The sequence below is a fragment of the Pseudomonas sp. B21-012 genome, assembly GCF_024749305.1.
GTDB lineage: Bacteria > Pseudomonadota > Gammaproteobacteria > Pseudomonadales > Pseudomonadaceae > Aquipseudomonas.
The window spans coordinates 3,146,845-3,164,214 of the sequence record NZ_CP087197.1 but is presented as its reverse complement, the minus strand read 5'-3'; the positions used below and the strand labels follow the sequence as shown (position 1 = coordinate 3,164,214).

Here is a 17,370-nt window from a genome sequence, read left to right as displayed (position 1 = left end):
GAAGGTCATGAACAACAAGAATCGACCGCTGTACCTGGGCCTGCTGGTGGGCCTGACTCTGATCGGCCTGGGGGTGAGTTACGAAAGCCTGTGGTGCGACCCGCGCAGCGAGCAGGCCGAAGGTGACCCCCAGGGCCTGCATAGCTTCAGCCGCGACGGCGTCAGCGTCGAGTTCGAGGCGCGGCCGCTGGGCAGCGGCGGGACCTTGACCGAAGGCAGCTTCGCCAATGTGCGCTTCAAGATCACCGACCAGAACAGCGGCCAGCCATTGTCGGGGGTATCCCCCGGCGCCTGGCTGGACCCGGCGCTGACCGGCGAAGCCGCCAAGGACCGCAGCACCAGTTGCAAGGCACGGGTGGCGCTGTTTCTCAAAAGCAGCATCGGCGCACGGCCCTTGCTCGATTTGAACAGCTACTTCCTGCTGGTGCTGAACAAGGACGCCAGCCTCACGGTGATTGATCCGTCGGTGTCGGTGGGCGGGGTCACCAGCACCCTGGCGCGCATCGAACTGCCGGGCACGCCGATGGACTGGGTGGCGAGCAAGGATGACAAGCAGGTCTACGTGTCGATGCCGGAGCGCGGCGAAGTGGCGCTTATCGACACCGAGACCTTCCAGCGCGTCGCCAACCTGCCGGCCGGCAAGCAGCCGCTGCGCCTGGCGATGCAGCCCGACCAGCGCCTGCTGTGGGTCGGCAACAATGCCCGCGACGCCCAGAGCAGTGGGGTGACAGTGATCGACGTGCCCAGCCGCAAGACTCTGAAGTTTTTCGCCACCGGCGCCGGTCACCACGAAATCGCCTTTAGCAGCGATTCGCGCTACGCCTTTGTCAGCAACCGCGACAGCGGCACCCTGAGCGTGATCGACGCCAGCGAGATGCGCCTGGTGAAAACCCTCAAGGTCGGCTCGCACCCTTTGTCGGTGGCTTATTCGCCGCTGTCCCAGGCGGTGTACGTGGCCGATGGCCGCGACGGCAGCATCAGCGTCATCGATGCCCGCAGCCACACCCAGCGCCACCTGATCGAAGGCAAGCAGGGCCTGGGGCCGATGCGCTTCAGCAATGACGGGCGCTTCGGCATCGTCCTCAACACCCTGCAAAGCCAGGCCATGGTCATCGATGCCAGCAGCGACCGGCTGATCCACAGCCTGCCGGTGGCCGCCGAACCCTACCAGCTGACCTTCACCCAGGCCTATGCCTATGTCCGCGGCCTGGCCTCGCCCAAGGTCAGCATGATCAACCTCAGCAGCCTCGGCGAAGGCCGCCAGCCGATCGTCCAGGGCTTCGAAGCCGGGCCCGCGGCGCCGCGCCAGGCCGGTGACCTGCCGCTGGCCCAGGGCCTGACCGTGGCCCGCGACGAGAACTCGGTGTTTGTGGTCAACCCGGTGGACAACACCACCTACTTCTACGCCGAAGGCATGAACGCGCCGATGTCCGGCTACGCCAACCGCGGCCACAGCGCCCGCGCCGCGCTGGTCATCGACCGCAGCCTGCGCGAGGTGGCGCCGGGGGTGTACAGCTCGACCATCAAGCTGCCAGCCGCCGGTACCTTCGATGTCGCCTTTTTGCTCAACCAGCCGCAGATCATTCACTGCTTCAGTACCGAAGTGGCGGCTTCCAGCAGCGCCCCGCACCGGCAGACGCCACGGGTGGAGTTCCTTATCGGCCCCTCGGTGGTCGACCAGGGCCGGCCGCTGATCGCGCGCTTTCGCATCAGCGAGGGCAACGGCACGCCGCGCACCGGGATCAAGGACCTGAGCCTGCGCTACTTTCTCGCGCCCACCTCGCGGGCCCGGACCAGCGTGGTCCGCGAAGTGGGCGAGGGCATCTACGAGGCGCCGCTGGAACAACTTGAAGCCGGCGCCTGGTACCTGCACGTGCAGGCGCCGTCACTGGGCAAGCGCTTTGCCGAGAACAACTACACCAGCCTGCGGGTAATGCCCGCCGGCGCACAGCAAGCATCCGACGCCGGACCAAGGAGTGTGCAATGAAACTGCTCGATCGCTGCAGACTGTTCAGCCTCTGCCTGCTCGCCGCCAGTTGCGGTATCGCCCAGGCCCACAACGGTGTCGACCACAGCGGCCATGGCGCGCCCGCCGCCCACCAGGAAAAGACCTCGGTGCGCTTTGCCGATGTCTCGTTGCTCGACCAGAACGGCATGCCGGTGCGCCTGGAAAAGGACCTGGTGGCCGATCACCTGGTGGTCATGGGCTTTATCTACACCAGTTGCACCACGGTGTGCCCGGTGGTTTCCTCGATCATGGCCAAGGTGCAGAAGCAGCTGGGCGGCCGGGTCGGCACCGAAGTACAACTGGTGTCGATCAGCGTCGACCCGCAGCGCGATGATCCCAAGCGCCTGCTCGGCTACGCCCAGACGTTCCAGAACGGCCCGGGCTGGAGCTGGCTGACCGGCACCCCGTATGCCATCAACGAAACCCTCAAGGGCCTGGGCAGCTTCAGCGCCGACCTTGGCCAGCATCCGCCGCTGATCCTTGTCGGTGACGGCCACAGCGGCCACTGGACGCGCTATTACGGCTTTACCGACCCACAGCTGCTGATCAGCGAAATCGACCGCCTCAGCGCCCGCCGGGTGCACGCCAAGCACACCGCCATTGCCCAGGAGGTGCAACCATGAGCGCCGTCAGCCGTGGCATGCGCAGCACCGACTGGCTGGCCCTGGCGCTGTGCCTGTGGATCCTCAGCTCAGTGGCCCTGGCCCATGAAGGCCATGGCGCACCACCGCCCAACGCCACCCCGGCGACGGCCGAGGGCGGGACCCGCGACGCCCGCACGTACTTCACCGACACCGTGCTGCAGGACCAGAACGGTCGCAACCTGCGCTTTTACGAAGACGTCCTGAAAGACCGCGTGGTGCTGCTCAATGTGATCTTCACCCACTGCAATGACGCCTGCCCGCTGATTACCCGCAAGCTGCGCGAGGTGCGCGAAGCCCTGGGCGAAGACGCAGCCAGCAAGGTCACGTTCATTTCCCTGAGCAGCGACCCGCAGAACGACACCCCGGCGGTGCTCAAGGCCTTTGCCGAAAAACAGGGGGTGGACAGCGCCAACTGGCTGTTCCTCACCGGTGACAAGGCGCAGATGGACCTAGTCTTGGCGCGCCTGGGCCACTTGATTCCAAGCCCCGAGCAGCATTCGACCCAGTTGATTGCCGGCGACGTGGCCAACAAGCGCTGGAGCAAGATCCGCCCGGACGCGCCGGCGCAAGCCATCGCCCAGCGTCTGCAACTGCTGTCGCAACCCTTGGCGGGGCGCTGAGCCATGGCCGCGCGCCTGGCTATCGGCCTGCTGCTGAGCGTGCTGCTGGTCAGCCCGCTGGCCAGCGCCCTCGAGCTCAGCCCGCAGGAGCAGGCCGGCAAGCGCCTGTACCGCGAAGGCCTGTCGAGCAGCGATGCCCAGGTGTCGGCGCGGGTCGGCGCCGCCGACATGCTGGTGCCGGCCAGCGTCGTACCCTGTGCCAGTTGCCACGGCAACGATGGCCTGGGCCGGGCCGAGGGCGGAGTGCGTCCGCCGTCGTTGAACTGGCAGCGCCTGGCCGGCGGGCAGGGCATGCGCGAGGTCAATGGCCGCCGCTATCCGGTTTACACCGAGGCGAACCTGGCCCGCGCCATCCAGGAGGGCCGCGACCCGGCCGGCAACCGCCTGGACCCGGCGATGCCGCGCTTTGTCCTGAGCATGGCCGACCAGCGCGACCTCAGTGCCTACCTCAAGCGCCTGGCCGATGACCGCGACCCTGGGCTGGAGGAACAGATCCTGCGCCTGGGCACCTTGCTGCCGACCCAGGGCGCTCTGGCCGAGCCTGCGCGGGTGGTGGCGGCGGTGTTGGCCGACCGTATCGAGCAGATCAACCGCCAGGGCGGCATTCATGGCCGCAGCTTGCAGCTGGTCAACCTCGACCCCGGCCCCGACCAGGCCAGTGCCGAGCAGGCGCTGGCGCAACTGATCGACCAGCAGCGGGTATTCGCCCTGGTCGCGCCGATGGCGCCAGCCCTTGATGCCACGCTGGGCGAGCGCCTGGAGCAGGCGCGCCTGCCGTTGATCGGCGCCGCCCCGCAGCTGGCCGGCAGTCGCCAGGTGTTCGACCCCTTGCCCGGGCTGCGTGAGCAGCTGCTGAGCCTGGCCGACTACGCCCAAGGCAGCCTGTCGTTGCAGCAGGCCCAGGTGACTATCGTTTATGCCGAGGCCAACCAGGCCGCGCTGGCGGCCAGTTTGCGCGAGGCCTTGCTGGCGCGCGGCTGGAGCCAGGTCAAGGTCGAGGCCTTCGAGCAGCAGGCGCCGACCGGGCAGGCGCTGTTCTATCTCGGCAAGGCCTCGGCTTTCAGCCGCCTGACCGACGCCTTGCAGCAGGCCGGGCGCACGCCTTACCTGTTCGCCGCCTCAAGCCAGGTCGCCAGCGAGCTGCTGCTGGTGCCGCAGGCGTGGTCGCGGCGGGTGTTCCTGGCCTATCCGTTCATCCCCAGCGACTGGACCGCCCAGGGCCGCGAGGCGCTCACCGCGCTGCGCCAGCGCCAGGGCCTGGATGGCCGCCAAGGCTTGTTGCAGGTCAGTACCTGGTGCGCCATGCAATTGCTTGAAGAAGCGCTCAAGCGCGCCGGGCGTGACGCCAGCCGCGAGAAACTCACCCAGGCCCTCGAAGGCCTGCACGACGTGCACACCGGCCTGACCCCGGCCCTGGGCTTTGGCCCGGGCCGGCGCCAGGGCCTGAACGGTGCGCATGTGGTCACCGTTGAAATGCCCGGCCCGGTGTTCTATCCGGTTGCCGCCTACCAGAGTGTCCTTGAGACGAGGTCGCCATGAACCGCCTGATGCCGTTGCTGCTGTGCCTGTTGGCTGTATCGCTGCACGCCGCGGACGGGCCGCCGGCGGCGCGGGTCAACGGCGTGGAGATCAGCCAGATGCGCCTGGAGCGCTATTTTGCCGAGTATCTTGAGGACCAGGGCAGGGCGCTGACCAGTATCCGCAACCCCAGCGTGTACAAGCGCCTGCGCGAACAGGCGCTGAACGACCTGATCGACCGCGAGCTGCTGTGGCAGGAGGCCCAGCGCCAGGGCGTGGCGGTCAGTGATGCCGAGGTCGAGGCGCGCATCGGCCACCTGCGCCAGGCGTTCGGCAGCAATGAAGTGTTCGAGCGGCGCCTGGCCGATGCCGGTTTCGACCCCCAGAGCTTTGCCGCTTACACCCGTCAGGAGATGGCCGCGCAGCAGGTGTTCGTGGCTGCCAGCCGCGTGCCGGAGCCAAGCGCGGCGCAGGTGTCGGCGTTCTATCAAGCCAACGCGAAAACCTTTGCGGGTGGGCAGAACCAAAGCCAGGGCGACCCTGTCCAACGGGAGCAAGGACTTGCAATGGCTAAAACCCTTCTTATCGATCAACTGCAGACGCAGGCGCGTCAGGCGTTGTTGCAACGCTTGCGCGACAGCGGTCAACTGCAGCGTATCGACTGAGCGCCGCGCCGCCCCCACTATTGGGGGCAGCACTAGGGGCAAAACGCCATCTGTCCCCCGGGATTGGGGAAGGGGCTAGCACCCGTTTGCGTCTATGCTCACAGAATCAACGACATAGCACAGTGATTTGCGCCGTATCACGCCTGGCACGAAGCATGCGTAAGCCTCTACAAGGCCGCACTCGTGCCGGGCCGGGAAACCGGGCCAGCGATGCTTCAGGGAGTGGACCTTGGTGAACAGAGTATTGGTAGTCGATGACGAACAGACCCTTGCCGGCAATATCCAGGATTACCTGGTTCTGCAAGGCCTCGACGTCCATGTTGCCCACGACGGAGCCAGTGCCATCGGCGCTGCCGAACGCACCCGGCCCGAAGTGGTAGTGCTGGATTATCGCTTGCCCGATATGGAGGGGTTTCAGGTTCTGGAGTCTGTGCGCCAACAAGGTACGCGCTGTCATTTCGTGCTGATCACCGCCCACCCGACCGCCGAGGTCCGTGAGCGGGCCAGCCAACTGGGTGTCAGCCATATCCTGTTCAAGCCTTTTCCCCTGGCGGAACTGGCCCGCGCAGTCCTCGACCTGATGGGCATCAAGCGAGAAAGCCGGCGCGCAGCCGACAAGGACACAGGGTTCGTCGAACGACGCCAGAGCAGGAGTGAGAGTTTCCCCCTGCAGTTGTTCGACGGTAGCTGGGTCCTGGCCGATCGCCGACGTAATGGCGCACGGCCGCCGGGGCCCGACGACGACCAGCTGCTCACCGGGGAATAACGCGCGAGCAGGGCTGAACCAGGCTCTCCGCGCCCCGCGTCGGAGAGCATGCCATGGAACCGTTGTCGCTCGTTCCTCCCGTTGTAGCCAGCACCTCGGCGCCCCTTGGCCGCGCGCTGCTGGCCCAGGCCAGGGCCAGTGCCGAACTCAGCGGCGAGCGTCTGCTCGATACCCTGCAATCGCTCAGCGGCCTTGAGCCGGCAGCGTTTGTCCAGTGCCTGGGCGCCACCCTGCATTACCCGCTGCTCGACGGCCCGGCGCTGTTCGCCGCCACGCCGCTGTTCGAGCGGGTCAGCCTGGCCCAGTGCCTGAAACGCGAATTTATCCTACTCCAGCATGACGGCCAGACCCTCGGGGTGTTCGCCGACCCCTTCGACGACGCCCGCCTGGCCTGGATCGACGACTGCCTGCAAGGCGCACCGCTGTACCTGGTGCAAGCCGCCGAGCTCACGGGCTTTCTGGCCCGCCACGAAGAGAGCTTCCACGCGGTCGATTCGCTGGACACCGAGAACGAAACCGCCAACGAGCTCGACAGCCTGCAGAGCCTGTCGCTGGCGAGCATCAGCGAAGACCAGAGCCGGGTGGTCAAGCTGGTCAACTCGACCCTCTACGATGCCCTGAAGATGCACGCCAGCGACATTCACCTGGGCGTGACCGGCAGCGGCCTGGTGATCAAGTACCGCATCGACGGCGTACTCAACAGTATCAGCAAGGTCAGTGGCAGCGAGTTCGCCGACCAGGTGATCTCGCGGATCAAGGTCATGGCCGAGCTTGACATCGGCGAGAAACGCGTACCCCAGGACGGCCGCTTCAAGATCGGCATCAGCGCCCGGCAGATCGATTTCCGAGTCTCGATCATGCCGAGCATTTTCGGCGAAGACGCGGTGCTGCGGGTGCTCGACAAACAGGACCTGGCCGATCGCGTCAGCGGCGTGCAGTTGCAGGCCCTGGGCTTTGAACAGCAGACCTTGCGCAGCCTGCGCCGGCTGGCCAGCGAACCCTACGGGATGATCCTGGTCACCGGCCCCACCGGCAGCGGCAAGACCACCACCCTTTACGCCATGATCAGCGAGATCAACCACGGCGTGGACAAGATCATCACCATCGAAGACCCGGTGGAGTACCAGTTGCCGGGGGTGCTGCAGATCCCGGTCAATGAAAAGAAAGGCCTGACCTTCGCCCGCGGCCTGCGCTCGATCCTGCGCCACGACCCGGACAAGATCATGGTCGGCGAGATCCGCGACCCGGACACCGCGCAAATCGCCGTGCAGTCGGCACTCACCGGGCACCTGGTGTTCACCACCATCCATGCCAACAACGTCTTCGATGTGATCGGCCGCTTCAGCCAGATGCAGGTCGACCCCTACAGCTTTGTCTCGGCGCTCAACGCCGTGCTGGCCCAGCGCCTGATTCGCCTGGTTTGCCCGCATTGCGCCGCTGCCCAGCAACCCAGCCATGAAGAGCTCGTCGCCTCGGGCCTGGAGCCCGGCCAGGTCGGCCATTACCGCTTCGTTCACGGCAGTGGCTGCGGCCAGTGCCGGGGCAGCGGTTATCGCGGGCGCACGGCGATTGCCGAGCTGCTGCACCTGGATGACGACCTGCGCCAGATGATCGTCGAGCGCAAGCCCCTGGCGCAAATCAAGACCCTGGCCTGCCAACGCGGCCTGCGCCTGCTGCGCAACTCGGCGCTGGAGCTGGTGCGTGATGGCCGGACCACCCTGGAGGAGATCAATCGTGTCACTTTTATCGCCTGATCGCTTTATCGCCGTGTTCGGCGCCCAGGGTGTGGGCCTGTGCCAATGCCAGGGTCAACAGCAACGCTGGCTCGCCAGCCTGGACTTTATCGCCGAGCGCAGCCAGGCCTGGGCCGTGGCCCTGGAGTCGCTGCAGCACCTGCTGGTTGAACATGCCGGCAAGGGTGCGCAGTTGCAGGTGTTGCTCTCGGCCCAGTACAGCCGCTTCTGCCTGGTGCCCTGGAGCGCCGCCATCAGCCGCCCGGACGAGTTGCAGCAGTACGCCCGCGCCTGTTTCGAGGCGCATTACGGGCAGAGCCTGGAAGGCTGGCGCATTGTCGTATCCCCCGAAGCCGGCGGTTGCCCGCGCATCGCCAGCGCCACGCCGCAGGCCTTGCTCGATCAGCTTGAGGTCCTGTGCCGCAACCTCGGGCTACGCCTGCGCTCGACGCGGCCTTACCTGATGGCGGCCTACAACCACTTTGCCGAGCAACTGGGGCAGGGCGACTTTCTCTTCGTCCTGGCCGAGCCGCAACGCAGCGTCTGCCTGCTGGCGCAAAACGGCGTCTGGCAGCACGTCAGTGCCCAGGGCTGTAGCGACAGTGACCAGGCCCTGCAAGCCTTGATCGCCCGCCACAGCGAGTTGCACCACGGCGAGGGGCAACTGCCGGTGTACCTGCATGCGCCCGGGCGCCTTGAGCCAGTACCGGCGCTGGCGGGCGTGCAACTGTGCGAGCTGGCGCCAGCGCCGCTGGCGGTACGCGACGTGCTGTGCAGCATGTCACGGGCGGTGGCCTGAAATGCGCCGCCTGATGCTGGACCTGCAACCCGCCCGCACAGGTTGGCCCGCCTGGGCGCTGCTGGCATGCGCACTGAGCCTGCTGCTCGGCACTGCGCTGCTGCAGCAGGGCTTCGATCAACAACAGGCCGGGCTTGAACAGCAACTTGAACAGCTCGACCGGCAACTGGGCAAACGGCCCCAGGCCGAGCCAGCGCTCAATGCCGCGCAAAGCCGCGAGCAGGCCGAGAAACTGGCACAGATGCGCAGCGTCTCGCAGCAACTGCAACGGCCGTGGGAGCGCCTGTTCAACATGCTTGAAGGGCTGCCGCAAGACGACGTTGCCTTGCTCACCCTGACCCCCGACGCGCGCAAGGGCCAACTGCGTATCAGCGCCGAGGCCCGCGACCTGGAGGCCATGCTGGCCTTCCACAAGCGTCTGGAAGCCAGCGACGAGCTGCGCGATGTGTCGCTGCTCAACCACGAAATCATCGCCAAGCAGGCCGAGCATCCGGTGCAGTTCAACCTGTCGGCCACCTGGGAGAACGGCAATGCGCATCCCTAGCCTGATCCTCCATGAACGCGCCCGCCAGCTCGGCGTAGTGGGCCTGGCCGGTGCCGGGTTGCTGGCCCTGGCCCTGCTGTATGGCGTTACTGCCTTGCTCGGCCAATGGCAGCAGTTGCAACAGCTGGAGCAGCAGCGTGATCAGGCCCTGGCCCAGGTCGCGCAGTTCAAGCAGGGCACGCTGAAGCTGGCGCAGGTGCCCAGGCACGAGCTGGAAGACTTTCACAAACAGCTGCCGGCCCAGCCTCAGGCCACTGTGGCCATCGACCGCATCTACGCCCTGGCCAAGGCCGAGCAGATCACCCTGGCCCGCGGCGAGTACGCCCTGGGGGTGGATCCCAAGACTCAGCTGGCGCGTTACCAGATCCTCCTGCCGGTGCGCGGCAGCTACCCGCAAATCCGCCGCTACGTGCATGCCTTGCTCGGCCAGTTGCCGGCACTGGTGCTCGAAGACATTGACCTGCAGCGCAAGAAGATCGGCGACCGCGAGCTGACCGGGCGCATCCGTATGACCCTTTACCTGTCGAGGTCATGATGAACACTCAACGCAGCCTGGCCTGGCTGGCTTTTCTCGGCACCGCCGCAGTGCTGGCCTGGGCGCCGGGGTATTTCTTCGACGACGTAGCTGAAGACGCCGAGGCGGCTGTTGAGGTCGCCGGCAAGGCTTCTGCACCGCTGACGGCGACCGCGCAGACGGCGGCAAGGCCGGCAGCCCTGCAGCCGCGCGACCTGTTCCCGAGCAAGAGCTGGAAGCCTGCGGTGCAGGTCACCACCGTCACCGAACAACCGGTGGTCATCGCTCCGGTGGCCGTGGCGCCTGTCGCCCCGGCACTGCCATTCCAGTTCGTTGGCCGCCTGGATGATCGCGACGACCAGCAGGTGTTCCTGCAAAGCGGCGAAAAACTCTACGTCGTGCGCCGCGGCGACGTGATTGATGACACCTACCGGATCGAGCAGATCTCCGCTACGGAGCTGAGCCTGGTCTACCTGCCATTGCACCTGTCCCAGACCTTGTCTGTAGGGAGCGCACCATGAATTCGCCAAGGCTCAGCCACAAAGCGCCGTACCTGATGCTTGCCCTGTGTGTCGCCCTGGCCGGATGCGGCACTTCGGGTGTGCGCAAGGACGCCCAGGCCCTGATCGGTGAGGGCCAGTACGAAGCCGGAATCGCCCAGCTCGAAGACGCGCTCAAGGAACACCCGCGCGACACCGAACTGAACATCGCCTTGATCCAGGGCCGGCGCCAGGCGGTGGAGGCGCTGCTGACCCAGGCCGACAGCGACCGCAGCCGCCATGACTTCGGCGGTGCGCGCACAGGTTACGGGCGGGTGCTGACCCTGGAGCCGAACAACCGCCGGGCCCTGGATGCGGTGCGCCAGATCGAGCAGATGCGCAACCTCGGCGAGCGCATTGCCCTGGGCCAGGCGGCGTTGCGCAGCGGCGACCTGTTCGGCGCCGAGCGGCACATGCGCGAAGTGCTGCTGCTTGACCCGCAGAACGAAGGCGGCCTGGCCCTGCGCAAGGACATCGAGCTGGTGCAAAGCCGCACCGCCCAGCCCAACCCGCAACTGCGCAGCAAGCTCGAACGGCCGGTGACCCTGGAGTTTCGCGACGCCAACCTGAAGACCATCTTCGAGGTGCTGTCGCAGGTGGCGGGGCTGAACTTCATCTTCGACAAGGACCTGCGCCCGGACATGAAGGCGACCATCTTCGTGCGTGACGTGCGCATCGAAGACGCCGTGGCCCTGCTGCTGGAACAGAACCAGCTGCACCAGAAGGTGGTGAACGACAACACCCTGCTGATCTACCCGGACTCGCCGCAGAAGATCAAGGATTACCAGGAGCTGGTGATGCGCACCTTCTACCTGACCAGCATCGACGCCAACACCGCGCTGAACATGGTCAAGACCATGCTCAAGACCCGCGACGTGTTCGTCGACGAGCGCCTCAACACCCTGACCATGCGCGACACCCCCGACGCCGTGCGCATGGCCGAGAAACTGCTGCAGTCCCAGGACCAGTCCAACCCGGAAGTGGTGCTGGAGGTGGAAGTGATGGAGGTTGCCCGTTCGCGGATCCTCGAGCTTGGCCTGCAGTGGCCCAACACCTTCGGCATCCTCAACGCCGATGGCAACCCGGTGGGCACCCTCGACCAACTGCGCGGCATCAACTCCTCGCGCATCAGCATCGCCCCGGCACCGCAAGCCAAGATCAACGCCCAGGACAACGACATCAACACCCTGGCCAGCCCGGTGATCCGCGTCAGCAACCGTGAACAGGCGCGCATCCACATTGGCCAGCGGGTGCCGATCATCAGCGCCACCTCGGTGCCCTCGACCCAGGGCCCGGTGATCACCGAAAGCGTCACCTACCTGGACGTCGGCCTCAAGCTCGAAGTGACCCCGGTGGTGCACCTGAACAACGAAGTGGCGATCAAGGTGGCCCTGGAAGTCAGCAACGCCAAGCCGCTGGAGCCGACCCGCCAGGGCACCATCCCGGTTCAGGTCGACACCCGCAACGCCCAGACCAGCCTGCGCCTGCACGACGGCGAAACCCAGGTGCTGGCCGGGTTGATGCGCAACGACCAGGGTGGCAGCGGCAACAAGATCCCGGGGCTTGGCGACATTCCCGGCCTGGGCCGGCTGTTCGGCAGCAACCGCAGCGACAACAGCCAGTCGGAGCTGGTGCTGTCGATCACCCCGCGGATCATCCGCAACCTGCCGTACCAGAGCCCGTCGGACATGGAGTTTGCCACCGGCACTGAAACCAGCATGCAGATCCGCAACCTCAACCGCAGCATCGAGGTCGACGACGAGCAACCCATTGCGGCGGTACCGACCGCGGTGAGGCCGTAAATCATGAAACGCCCGATGGCAGGTTTCAGCCTGATCGAAGTGATGCTGACCCTGGCACTGCTCGGGTTGCTCGCCTCGATTGCCGCGCCGCTGACCGAAACCCTGGTGCGGCGCAACAAGGAGCAGGAGCTGCGCACCGCGCTGTACCAACTGCGCGATGCCATCGACGCCTACAAGCGCGCCTTCGACGCCGGCTATATCGAGAAGTCCCTCGACGCCAGCGGCTACCCGCCGAACCTGCAGGTGCTGGTCGATGGCGTGCGCGATGTGCGCAGTGCCAAGGGCGCCAAGTTCTACTTTCTGCGGCGCATTCCCCAGGACCCGCTGCTGGCCGCGCGCAAGGACGACGAGCAGGGCGGGTGGGGCCTGCGCGCCTACGACAGCCCGGCGCAGAGCCCGCGTGATGGTGAAGACGTTTTTGATGTGTACTCCCGGGCCCGCGGCAAGGGCCTCAACGGCATCGCCTACGGGCAGTGGTGAGCAGCATGAAATGCAACCAGGGCTTTACCTTGATCGAATTGCTGGTGGTGATGGCGATCATCGCCACGCTGATGACCATCGCCATGCCGCGCTACTTCAACAGCCTCGAGACCTCGCGCGAGGCCACCCTGCGCCAGAGCCTGGCGGTGATGCGCGAGGCGCTGGACCACTACTACGGCGACACCGGCCGCTACCCCGAGTCGCTGGAACAGTTGGTCGAGCAGCGCTACCTGCGCGGCGCGCCGCTGGACCCGATCACCGAACGCCGTGACGGCTGGCTGCTGGTGGCACCGCCTGAAGGCGTCGCCGGCGCCGTTGCCGACATCAAAAGCGGTTCAACCGGGAGGGCCCGTGATGGCAGCCTTTATGCCGAGTGGTAATGCCGGGCAGGCAGGCTTCACCTACCTGGGCGTGCTGTTGCTGATTGCCGTCACCGGCATGGCCCTGGCGGCCACCGTCACGCTGTGGTCGACCGTCGCCCAGCGCGAGCGCGAACGCGAGCTGCTGTGGGTCGGCGGCCAGTATGCCCAGGCCCTGCGCAGCTACTTTCGCGCCTCACCTGGCCTGGCCCAATACCCGCAGAGCCTTGAGGAGCTGCTGGAGGATAGCCGTTACCCCAACCCCAAGCGGCACCTGCGCAAGTTGTACCCGGACCCGATCACCGCCAGCGATGACTGGGGCCTGCTGCGCTCGATCGACGGGCGCATCACCGGCGTCTACAGCCGCTCCCAGGCCCTGCCGTTCAAACGCACCGGCTTTGCCGGGCAATGGTCGGAGTTCGACGGCCTTGAGCACTACAGCGACTGGCAGTTCGTCGCCGAAAAGGCCTTCAACGAAAGCGCCGCCGGCGCACGCAAGGGCCTGGCCCAGGGAGCCGGGCAATGAACCGCCGCCTCAGTGCCCTGGCCCTGGCCCTGGTGCTGCTGGCCGGCACCGCCCGGGGCGGCGCCGAGGACGAGATGATGGGCTTTATCGTCGACAACACCATCTCGCACATCGGCCACGACTTCTATTACAGCTTTGCCGAGCGGCTGCGTGCCACCAGCCGCCTGGATTTCAACCTGGTGGTACGTGAACGACCCGACCCGCGCTGGGGCAGCCTGGTGACGGTCGAGTACGAGCAACGCGTGCTGTACCGGCGTTTTCTGCCACCCAACACCACTGAGCTTAAGGACGCCGCCTACGAGGCTGCGGACCTGGTCAAGGCGCAGATCATCCAGCGCAAGCTGCAGATGCTGCTGCAGGACACCACTGATCTGGAGAGGGACGAGCTATGAACAACAACAAAACCTGCAGCCTGGCCTCGCTGGTATTGCTGGCGAGCCTCGCCAGTGCAGCCAGCGCCACGGAACTGGTCTACACCCCGGTCAACCCGGCGTTTGGCGGCAACCCGCTGAACGGCACCTGGCTGCTCAACAACGCCCAGGCGCAGAACGATCACGAAGACCCGGCCATCAAGGACCGCACCTCGGCCTTTGCCAGCACCTCGGCACTGGAGCGCTTCACCAGCCAGCTGGAGTCGCGCCTGCTCTCGCAACTGCTGACCAACATCAACAACGGCAACACCGGCAGCCTGCAGACCGACGCCTTCATCATCAACGTCATCGACGACTCGGGGGCCCTGAGCATTCAGGTGACCGACCGGGTGACCGGGGAAATCTCGGAAATTCAGGTCAACGGCCTGAACCCTTGAAGGGCCAGGACACGGGGAGAAACAGCGATGAAACGAATTCTGAGCACACTGCTGATCCTGGCCGCCTTGCAAGGCTGCAGCCTGCGCGAACCGATGCCGGCCGAACAGGACAGCGAAAGCCCGACCCTGACGCCACGGGCCTCGACCTACTACGACCTGCTCAACATGCCGCGGCCCAAGGGCCGGCTGATGGCGGTGGTGTATGGTTTTCGCGACCAGACCGGGCAATACAAGCCGACCCCGGCCAGCTCGTTTTCCACCAGCGTCACCCAGGGCGCGGCGAGCATGCTGATGGATGCCCTGCAGGCCAGCGGCTGGTTCGTGGTGCTTGAGCGCGAAGGGCTGCAAAACCTGCTGACCGAACGCAAGATCATTCGCGCCTCGCAGAAAAAGCCCGACACCCCGGTGAATATCCAGGGCGAGCTGCCGCCGCTGCAGGCGGCCAACCTGATGCTCGAAGGCGGCATCATCGCCTACGACACCAACGTGCGCAGCGGCGGCGAGGGCGCGCGCTACCTGGGTATCGACCTGTCGCGCGAGTACCGGGTCGACCAGGTCTCGGTCAACCTGCGGGCGGTGGACGTGCGCAGCGGCCAGGTGCTGGCCAACGTCATGACCAGCAAGACCATCTACTCGGTCGGGCGCAGCGCCGGGGTGTTCAAGTTCATCGAATTCAAGAAGCTCCTGGAAGCCGAGGTCGGCTACACCACCAACGAGCCGGCGCAGCTGTGCGTGCTGTCGGCGATCGAGGCGGCGGTGGGGCACTTGCTGGCCCAGGGCATTGAACGGCGCCTGTGGCAGGTGGCGGGGGATGGCAGTGGCGACAAGGCGGTACTGGACAAATACCTGAGCCAGTACCAGAGCCCTGAGTGAGTGTGTCAGTGGCTGGGGCAGCCCTGTTCCTTGACGATCCGCTGGGTCGAGGCCGGGTTGTTGACCAGCTTGGCCGCCGAGCGCGCCGGGCGTTTGACCAGCTCACCGCCGCAATTGGGGCACTGGCCCTTGAGCTGACGTTCGTTGCAGTCACGGCAAAAGGTGCATTCGAACGAGCAGATCAACGCATCCGCGCTATCGCCGGGCAGGTCGCTGCCACAGCATTCACAGTTGGGGCGCAATTCGAGCATGGTCAGGTCCTCACAGGCGGAACGGAATCGTCAGTGTATACGCTCAGGGCCGATACAGGTGGGCGTGGCCAGCGCGGTACAGCGCCGACTCGCTGAAGCTGTCGTTGCCCAGCACCCGGCCTACCAGAATCAGCGCGGTACGGCGAAAATCCTTGGCTGCCGCCAGCTCGACAATCGTATCCAGGGTGCCCAGCACCCAGTCCTGGTCCGGCCAGGTTGCGCGGTGCACCACGGCAATCGGGCAGTCGCCGCCATAGTGCGGGCGCAGCTCTTCGACGATTTTAGCCAGGTGCTTGACCCCCAGGTGCACTGCCAGGGTGGACTGGTGGCGGGCCAGGTCGGCCAGTTGCTCGCCAGCCGGCATGGGTGATTTGTCGGCGTAGCGGGTGAGGATCACACTTTGGGCGATGTCCGGCAGGGTCAGCTCGCAGCCGAGCAGGGCGGCGCTGGCGGCCACGGCGGTGACGCCGGGGACAATCTCGTAGGGGATGCCCAGCTCGCGCAGGTAGCGGATCTGCTCACCGATGGCGCCATACAGGCTGGGGTCGCCACTGTGCACCCGGGCGACGTCCTGGCCATTGTCGTGGGCGCTCTTGATGGCTTCGATAATCTGCGCCAGGTGCAGTTCGGCGCTGTTGATCAGGGTCTCGGCGCGGTGACCTTCCAGCACTGCGGCGGGCACCAGGGAGCCGGCGTAGATGATCACCGGGCAGCGCTGGATCAGGCGCTGGCCCTTGACGGTGATCAGCTGCGGATCGCCGGGGCCGGCGCCGATGAAATAGACGGTCATGGGGTGTCCTTGCGGGTAAAGGGCTGATTATCAGCGAAAACCGCTGGTGCAGGCCAATGCCAGGCTGGCGTCGGCCTGCAAGGTGCGAGTGACCAGCAGCCGGGCCGGGCCGCCAAGCTGCTCGGCCAGGGCCAGGGCGGCGCTCTCGGCCACGCCATAACAGCCGCTGTGCTGGAAGGCTACCGCAGAGCGATGGCTCAGCTGTGATTCGAAAGCGGCCAGCTGCGCCGCACTGTAGAACCGCAGCGGCACGCCCAGGCGCCGGGCCAGTTCATGCAGGCCGGGTTCGTCGTGCTTGAGGTCGATGCTGGCAAGGCCCATGACCGCGCCGGGCGGCAGGTCATGGGCGAGCAGGGTGCGGGTGAGCAGCTCGCTCAGGGCATCGGCCGGGCAGCCGCGACGGCAACCCAGGCCGAGGTACAACTGCATCCTCAGGCCTGACTCGAACGGCGGTACAGCCAGGCGCTGATCAGCCCCAGGGCCAGCCAGAACGCGGCGTTGGTCAGCAGCGAGGCGACCTTGAACTCGGCTTCCAGGGCTTCTGGGGCGAGCATCTGGTGCACTTCCGGCTGTGGCGCGCCAATCACATGCGGCACTACCAGCAAGACTGCGCCGACTATCTTCAGCAGCCAGTTGTGGGCAAACACGATCAAGGCCAGGCCCACGGCGGTGGCGGCAGCGGTGCCAACCCACCAGGTCTGGCGCTGGGCCAGATCGGCGGCAGCGGTGCCCGGCAGTTCCGGTGGCAGGCCCAGGGTCGGCGCCAGGCAGAACACGGCAAAGCCGCCCAGGCCCCAGAGCGCGCCGCTGATCACGGTTTTCGGTGCGCGCAGGGTGTAGAGCGCGGCGAGGATCAGGGCGAAACCGACCGCCACCACCAGATTGCCACCGGTGGTCGACAGCACACGCTGCCAGCCGTCTTGCGGCGACCAGGCTTCGCTGTCGTGATGATGCTCGGCGGTGCCGGCGGCATGTTCATGGGGCGCTTCGAGCGCAGGGGCGGCGCTTTCATAGGTTTCCGCCTGGAGAATCAGCGGCGCGACCCAGAAGCTTTGCAGCAGGGTCAGCAGCAGGGCGGCCAGCAGGCCGGTAAAGCCTGCGGTACTGGCAATACGCTTGATCATCGGGGCA

At 66.3% G+C, this 17,370-nt stretch carries 22 protein-coding genes; 18 read left to right on the top strand and 4 right to left on the bottom strand.

Features of this window, described 5'->3' with window-relative positions:
* Positions 1-7: 7 nt before the first annotated feature.
* From LOY37_RS14545 to LOY37_RS14460, 18 genes are all read left to right on the top strand, one after another.
* On the top strand, positions 8-1,987 hold the full coding sequence (locus LOY37_RS14545; RefSeq protein ID WP_045198292.1) for a YncE family protein: 1,980 nt from the start codon (positions 8-10) through the stop codon (positions 1,985-1,987).
* Positions 1,984-2,631, top strand: coding sequence for an SCO family protein (locus LOY37_RS14540; RefSeq protein ID WP_258606896.1), 648 nt, complete (start codon positions 1,984-1,986; stop codon positions 2,629-2,631). Before LOY37_RS14545 ends, LOY37_RS14540 begins: the two co-directional genes overlap by 4 nt.
* Positions 2,632-2,648: 17 nt before the next feature.
* Positions 2,649-3,272: an SCO family protein gene (locus tag LOY37_RS14535; RefSeq protein WP_258717194.1), complete on the top strand. Its 624-nt coding sequence runs from the start codon at positions 2,649-2,651 to the stop codon at positions 3,270-3,272.
* Between the two features lie 3 nt (positions 3,273-3,275).
* Positions 3,276-4,811 (top strand): ABC transporter substrate-binding protein, encoded by a 1,536-nt coding sequence (locus LOY37_RS14530; protein WP_258715065.1) that lies wholly within the window; start codon positions 3,276-3,278, stop codon positions 4,809-4,811.
* Entirely contained in the window at positions 4,808-5,455 is a 648-nt protein-coding gene (locus tag LOY37_RS14525; protein WP_123566611.1) for a SurA N-terminal domain-containing protein, read from the top strand. Before LOY37_RS14530 ends, LOY37_RS14525 begins: the two co-directional genes overlap by 4 nt.
* Before the next feature lie 229 nt (positions 5,456-5,684).
* Positions 5,685-6,221 (top strand): response regulator, encoded by a 537-nt coding sequence (locus tag LOY37_RS14520; RefSeq protein WP_258715064.1) that lies wholly within the window; start codon positions 5,685-5,687, stop codon positions 6,219-6,221.
* 53 nt (positions 6,222-6,274) lie between these two features.
* Positions 6,275-7,975 carry a GspE/PulE family protein gene (locus tag LOY37_RS14515; RefSeq protein ID WP_258715063.1) on the top strand — a complete coding sequence of 567 codons (1,701 nt, stop codon included), beginning with the start codon at positions 6,275-6,277 and terminating at the stop codon, positions 7,973-7,975.
* A complete protein-coding gene (locus LOY37_RS14510; protein ID WP_258715062.1) occupies positions 7,926-8,753 on the top strand; it encodes a hypothetical protein in 828 nt (275 codons plus the stop codon). Before LOY37_RS14515 ends, LOY37_RS14510 begins: the two co-directional genes overlap by 50 nt.
* Position 8,754: 1 nt before the next feature.
* Positions 8,755-9,297 (top strand): pilus assembly protein, encoded by a 543-nt coding sequence (locus tag LOY37_RS14505; protein WP_045198305.1) that lies wholly within the window; start codon positions 8,755-8,757, stop codon positions 9,295-9,297.
* Positions 9,284-9,832 carry a type 4a pilus biogenesis protein PilO gene (locus LOY37_RS14500; RefSeq protein WP_093382258.1) on the top strand — a complete coding sequence of 183 codons (549 nt, stop codon included), beginning with the start codon at positions 9,284-9,286 and terminating at the stop codon, positions 9,830-9,832. The genes LOY37_RS14505 and LOY37_RS14500 overlap by 14 nt, the downstream gene beginning before the upstream one ends.
* Entirely contained in the window at positions 9,832-10,332 is a 501-nt protein-coding gene (locus LOY37_RS14495; RefSeq protein WP_258715061.1) for a hypothetical protein, read from the top strand. The genes LOY37_RS14500 and LOY37_RS14495 overlap by 1 nt, the downstream gene beginning before the upstream one ends.
* Positions 10,329-12,152 (top strand): secretin N-terminal domain-containing protein, encoded by a 1,824-nt coding sequence (locus LOY37_RS14490; protein WP_045198310.1) that lies wholly within the window; start codon positions 10,329-10,331, stop codon positions 12,150-12,152. The genes LOY37_RS14495 and LOY37_RS14490 overlap by 4 nt, the downstream gene beginning before the upstream one ends.
* Positions 12,153-12,155: 3 nt before the next feature.
* Positions 12,156-12,632 (top strand): prepilin-type N-terminal cleavage/methylation domain-containing protein, encoded by a 477-nt coding sequence (locus tag LOY37_RS14485; RefSeq protein WP_045198311.1) that lies wholly within the window; start codon positions 12,156-12,158, stop codon positions 12,630-12,632.
* Between the two features lie 5 nt (positions 12,633-12,637).
* Positions 12,638-13,012 carry a type II secretion system protein gene (locus LOY37_RS14480; RefSeq protein ID WP_258715060.1) on the top strand — a complete coding sequence of 125 codons (375 nt, stop codon included), beginning with the start codon at positions 12,638-12,640 and terminating at the stop codon, positions 13,010-13,012.
* Positions 12,987-13,517: a type II secretion system protein gene (locus LOY37_RS14475; RefSeq protein ID WP_258715059.1), complete on the top strand. Its 531-nt coding sequence runs from the start codon at positions 12,987-12,989 to the stop codon at positions 13,515-13,517. Before LOY37_RS14480 ends, LOY37_RS14475 begins: the two co-directional genes overlap by 26 nt.
* A complete protein-coding gene (gene csgE / locus LOY37_RS14470) occupies positions 13,514-13,909 on the top strand; it encodes a curli production assembly/transport protein CsgE (RefSeq protein ID WP_045198315.1) in 396 nt (131 codons plus the stop codon). Before LOY37_RS14475 ends, csgE begins: the two co-directional genes overlap by 4 nt.
* Positions 13,906-14,325, top strand: coding sequence for a curli assembly protein CsgF (locus LOY37_RS14465; RefSeq protein ID WP_045198317.1), 420 nt, complete (start codon positions 13,906-13,908; stop codon positions 14,323-14,325). Before csgE ends, LOY37_RS14465 begins: the two co-directional genes overlap by 4 nt.
* A 27-nt stretch (positions 14,326-14,352) precedes the next feature.
* Positions 14,353-15,198 carry a CsgG/HfaB family protein gene (locus tag LOY37_RS14460; RefSeq protein WP_123566619.1) on the top strand — a complete coding sequence of 282 codons (846 nt, stop codon included), beginning with the start codon at positions 14,353-14,355 and terminating at the stop codon, positions 15,196-15,198.
* 5 nt (positions 15,199-15,203) lie between these two features.
* On the opposite strand, the gene LOY37_RS14455 is transcribed toward LOY37_RS14460, so the two are convergent.
* From LOY37_RS14455 to LOY37_RS14440, 4 genes are read right to left on the bottom strand one after another with little or no spacing between them, the layout of a single operon-like run.
* The gene (locus LOY37_RS14455) at positions 15,204-15,449 is read right to left on the bottom strand and encodes a DUF1272 domain-containing protein (RefSeq protein ID WP_045198320.1); all 246 of its coding nucleotides are present in this window, start codon (positions 15,447-15,449) and stop codon (positions 15,204-15,206) included.
* A 43-nt stretch (positions 15,450-15,492) separates the two neighbouring features.
* Entirely contained in the window at positions 15,493-16,239 is a 747-nt protein-coding gene (cobM, locus tag LOY37_RS14450) for a precorrin-4 C(11)-methyltransferase (protein WP_258715058.1), read from the bottom strand.
* A 30-nt stretch (positions 16,240-16,269) separates the two neighbouring features.
* Positions 16,270-16,668, bottom strand: a complete 399-nt coding sequence (locus tag LOY37_RS14445; RefSeq protein ID WP_258715057.1) for a cobalamin biosynthesis protein — start codon at positions 16,666-16,668, stop codon at positions 16,270-16,272.
* A 2-nt stretch (positions 16,669-16,670) separates the two neighbouring features.
* Positions 16,671-17,363 carry a CbtA family protein gene (locus LOY37_RS14440; protein ID WP_258715056.1) on the bottom strand — a complete coding sequence of 231 codons (693 nt, stop codon included), beginning with the start codon at positions 17,361-17,363 and terminating at the stop codon, positions 16,671-16,673.
* Between the last annotated feature and the right edge of the window lie 7 nt (positions 17,364-17,370).

Excerpts from the sequence above, each read along its gene's own strand:
- LOY37_RS14545 (WP_045198292.1), top strand. The coding sequence starts at position 8 with ATGAACAACAAGAATCGACCGCTGTACCTGGGCCTGCTGGTGGGCCTG.
- LOY37_RS14540 (WP_258606896.1), top strand. The coding sequence starts at position 1,984 with ATGAAACTGCTCGATCGCTGCAGACTGTTCAGCCTCTGCCTGCTCGCC.
- LOY37_RS14535 (WP_258717194.1), top strand. The coding sequence starts at position 2,649 with ATGCGCAGCACCGACTGGCTGGCCCTGGCGCTGTGCCTGTGGATCCTC.
- LOY37_RS14530 (WP_258715065.1), top strand. The coding sequence starts at position 3,276 with ATGGCCGCGCGCCTGGCTATCGGCCTGCTGCTGAGCGTGCTGCTGGTC.
- LOY37_RS14525 (WP_123566611.1), top strand. The coding sequence starts at position 4,808 with ATGAACCGCCTGATGCCGTTGCTGCTGTGCCTGTTGGCTGTATCGCTG.
- LOY37_RS14515 (WP_258715063.1), top strand. The coding sequence starts at position 6,275 with ATGGAACCGTTGTCGCTCGTTCCTCCCGTTGTAGCCAGCACCTCGGCG.
- LOY37_RS14510 (WP_258715062.1), top strand. The coding sequence starts at position 7,926 with ATGGCCGGACCACCCTGGAGGAGATCAATCGTGTCACTTTTATCGCCT.
- LOY37_RS14505 (WP_045198305.1), top strand. The coding sequence starts at position 8,755 with ATGCGCCGCCTGATGCTGGACCTGCAACCCGCCCGCACAGGTTGGCCC.
- LOY37_RS14500 (WP_093382258.1), top strand. The coding sequence starts at position 9,284 with ATGCGCATCCCTAGCCTGATCCTCCATGAACGCGCCCGCCAGCTCGGC.
- LOY37_RS14495 (WP_258715061.1), top strand. The coding sequence starts at position 9,832 with ATGAACACTCAACGCAGCCTGGCCTGGCTGGCTTTTCTCGGCACCGCC.
- LOY37_RS14490 (WP_045198310.1), top strand. The coding sequence starts at position 10,329 with ATGAATTCGCCAAGGCTCAGCCACAAAGCGCCGTACCTGATGCTTGCC.
- LOY37_RS14485 (WP_045198311.1), top strand. The coding sequence starts at position 12,156 with ATGAAACGCCCGATGGCAGGTTTCAGCCTGATCGAAGTGATGCTGACC.
- LOY37_RS14480 (WP_258715060.1), top strand. The coding sequence starts at position 12,638 with ATGAAATGCAACCAGGGCTTTACCTTGATCGAATTGCTGGTGGTGATG.
- LOY37_RS14475 (WP_258715059.1), top strand. The coding sequence starts at position 12,987 with ATGGCAGCCTTTATGCCGAGTGGTAATGCCGGGCAGGCAGGCTTCACC.
- csgE (WP_045198315.1), top strand. The coding sequence starts at position 13,514 with ATGAACCGCCGCCTCAGTGCCCTGGCCCTGGCCCTGGTGCTGCTGGCC.
- LOY37_RS14465 (WP_045198317.1), top strand. The coding sequence starts at position 13,906 with ATGAACAACAACAAAACCTGCAGCCTGGCCTCGCTGGTATTGCTGGCG.
- LOY37_RS14460 (WP_123566619.1), top strand. The coding sequence starts at position 14,353 with ATGAAACGAATTCTGAGCACACTGCTGATCCTGGCCGCCTTGCAAGGC.
- LOY37_RS14455 (WP_045198320.1), bottom strand. The coding sequence starts at position 15,449 with ATGCTCGAATTGCGCCCCAACTGTGAATGCTGTGGCAGCGACCTGCCC.
- cobM (WP_258715058.1), bottom strand. The coding sequence starts at position 16,239 with ATGACCGTCTATTTCATCGGCGCCGGCCCCGGCGATCCGCAGCTGATC.
- LOY37_RS14445 (WP_258715057.1), bottom strand. The coding sequence starts at position 16,668 with ATGCAGTTGTACCTCGGCCTGGGTTGCCGTCGCGGCTGCCCGGCCGAT.
- LOY37_RS14440 (WP_258715056.1), bottom strand. The coding sequence starts at position 17,363 with ATGATCAAGCGTATTGCCAGTACCGCAGGCTTTACCGGCCTGCTGGCC.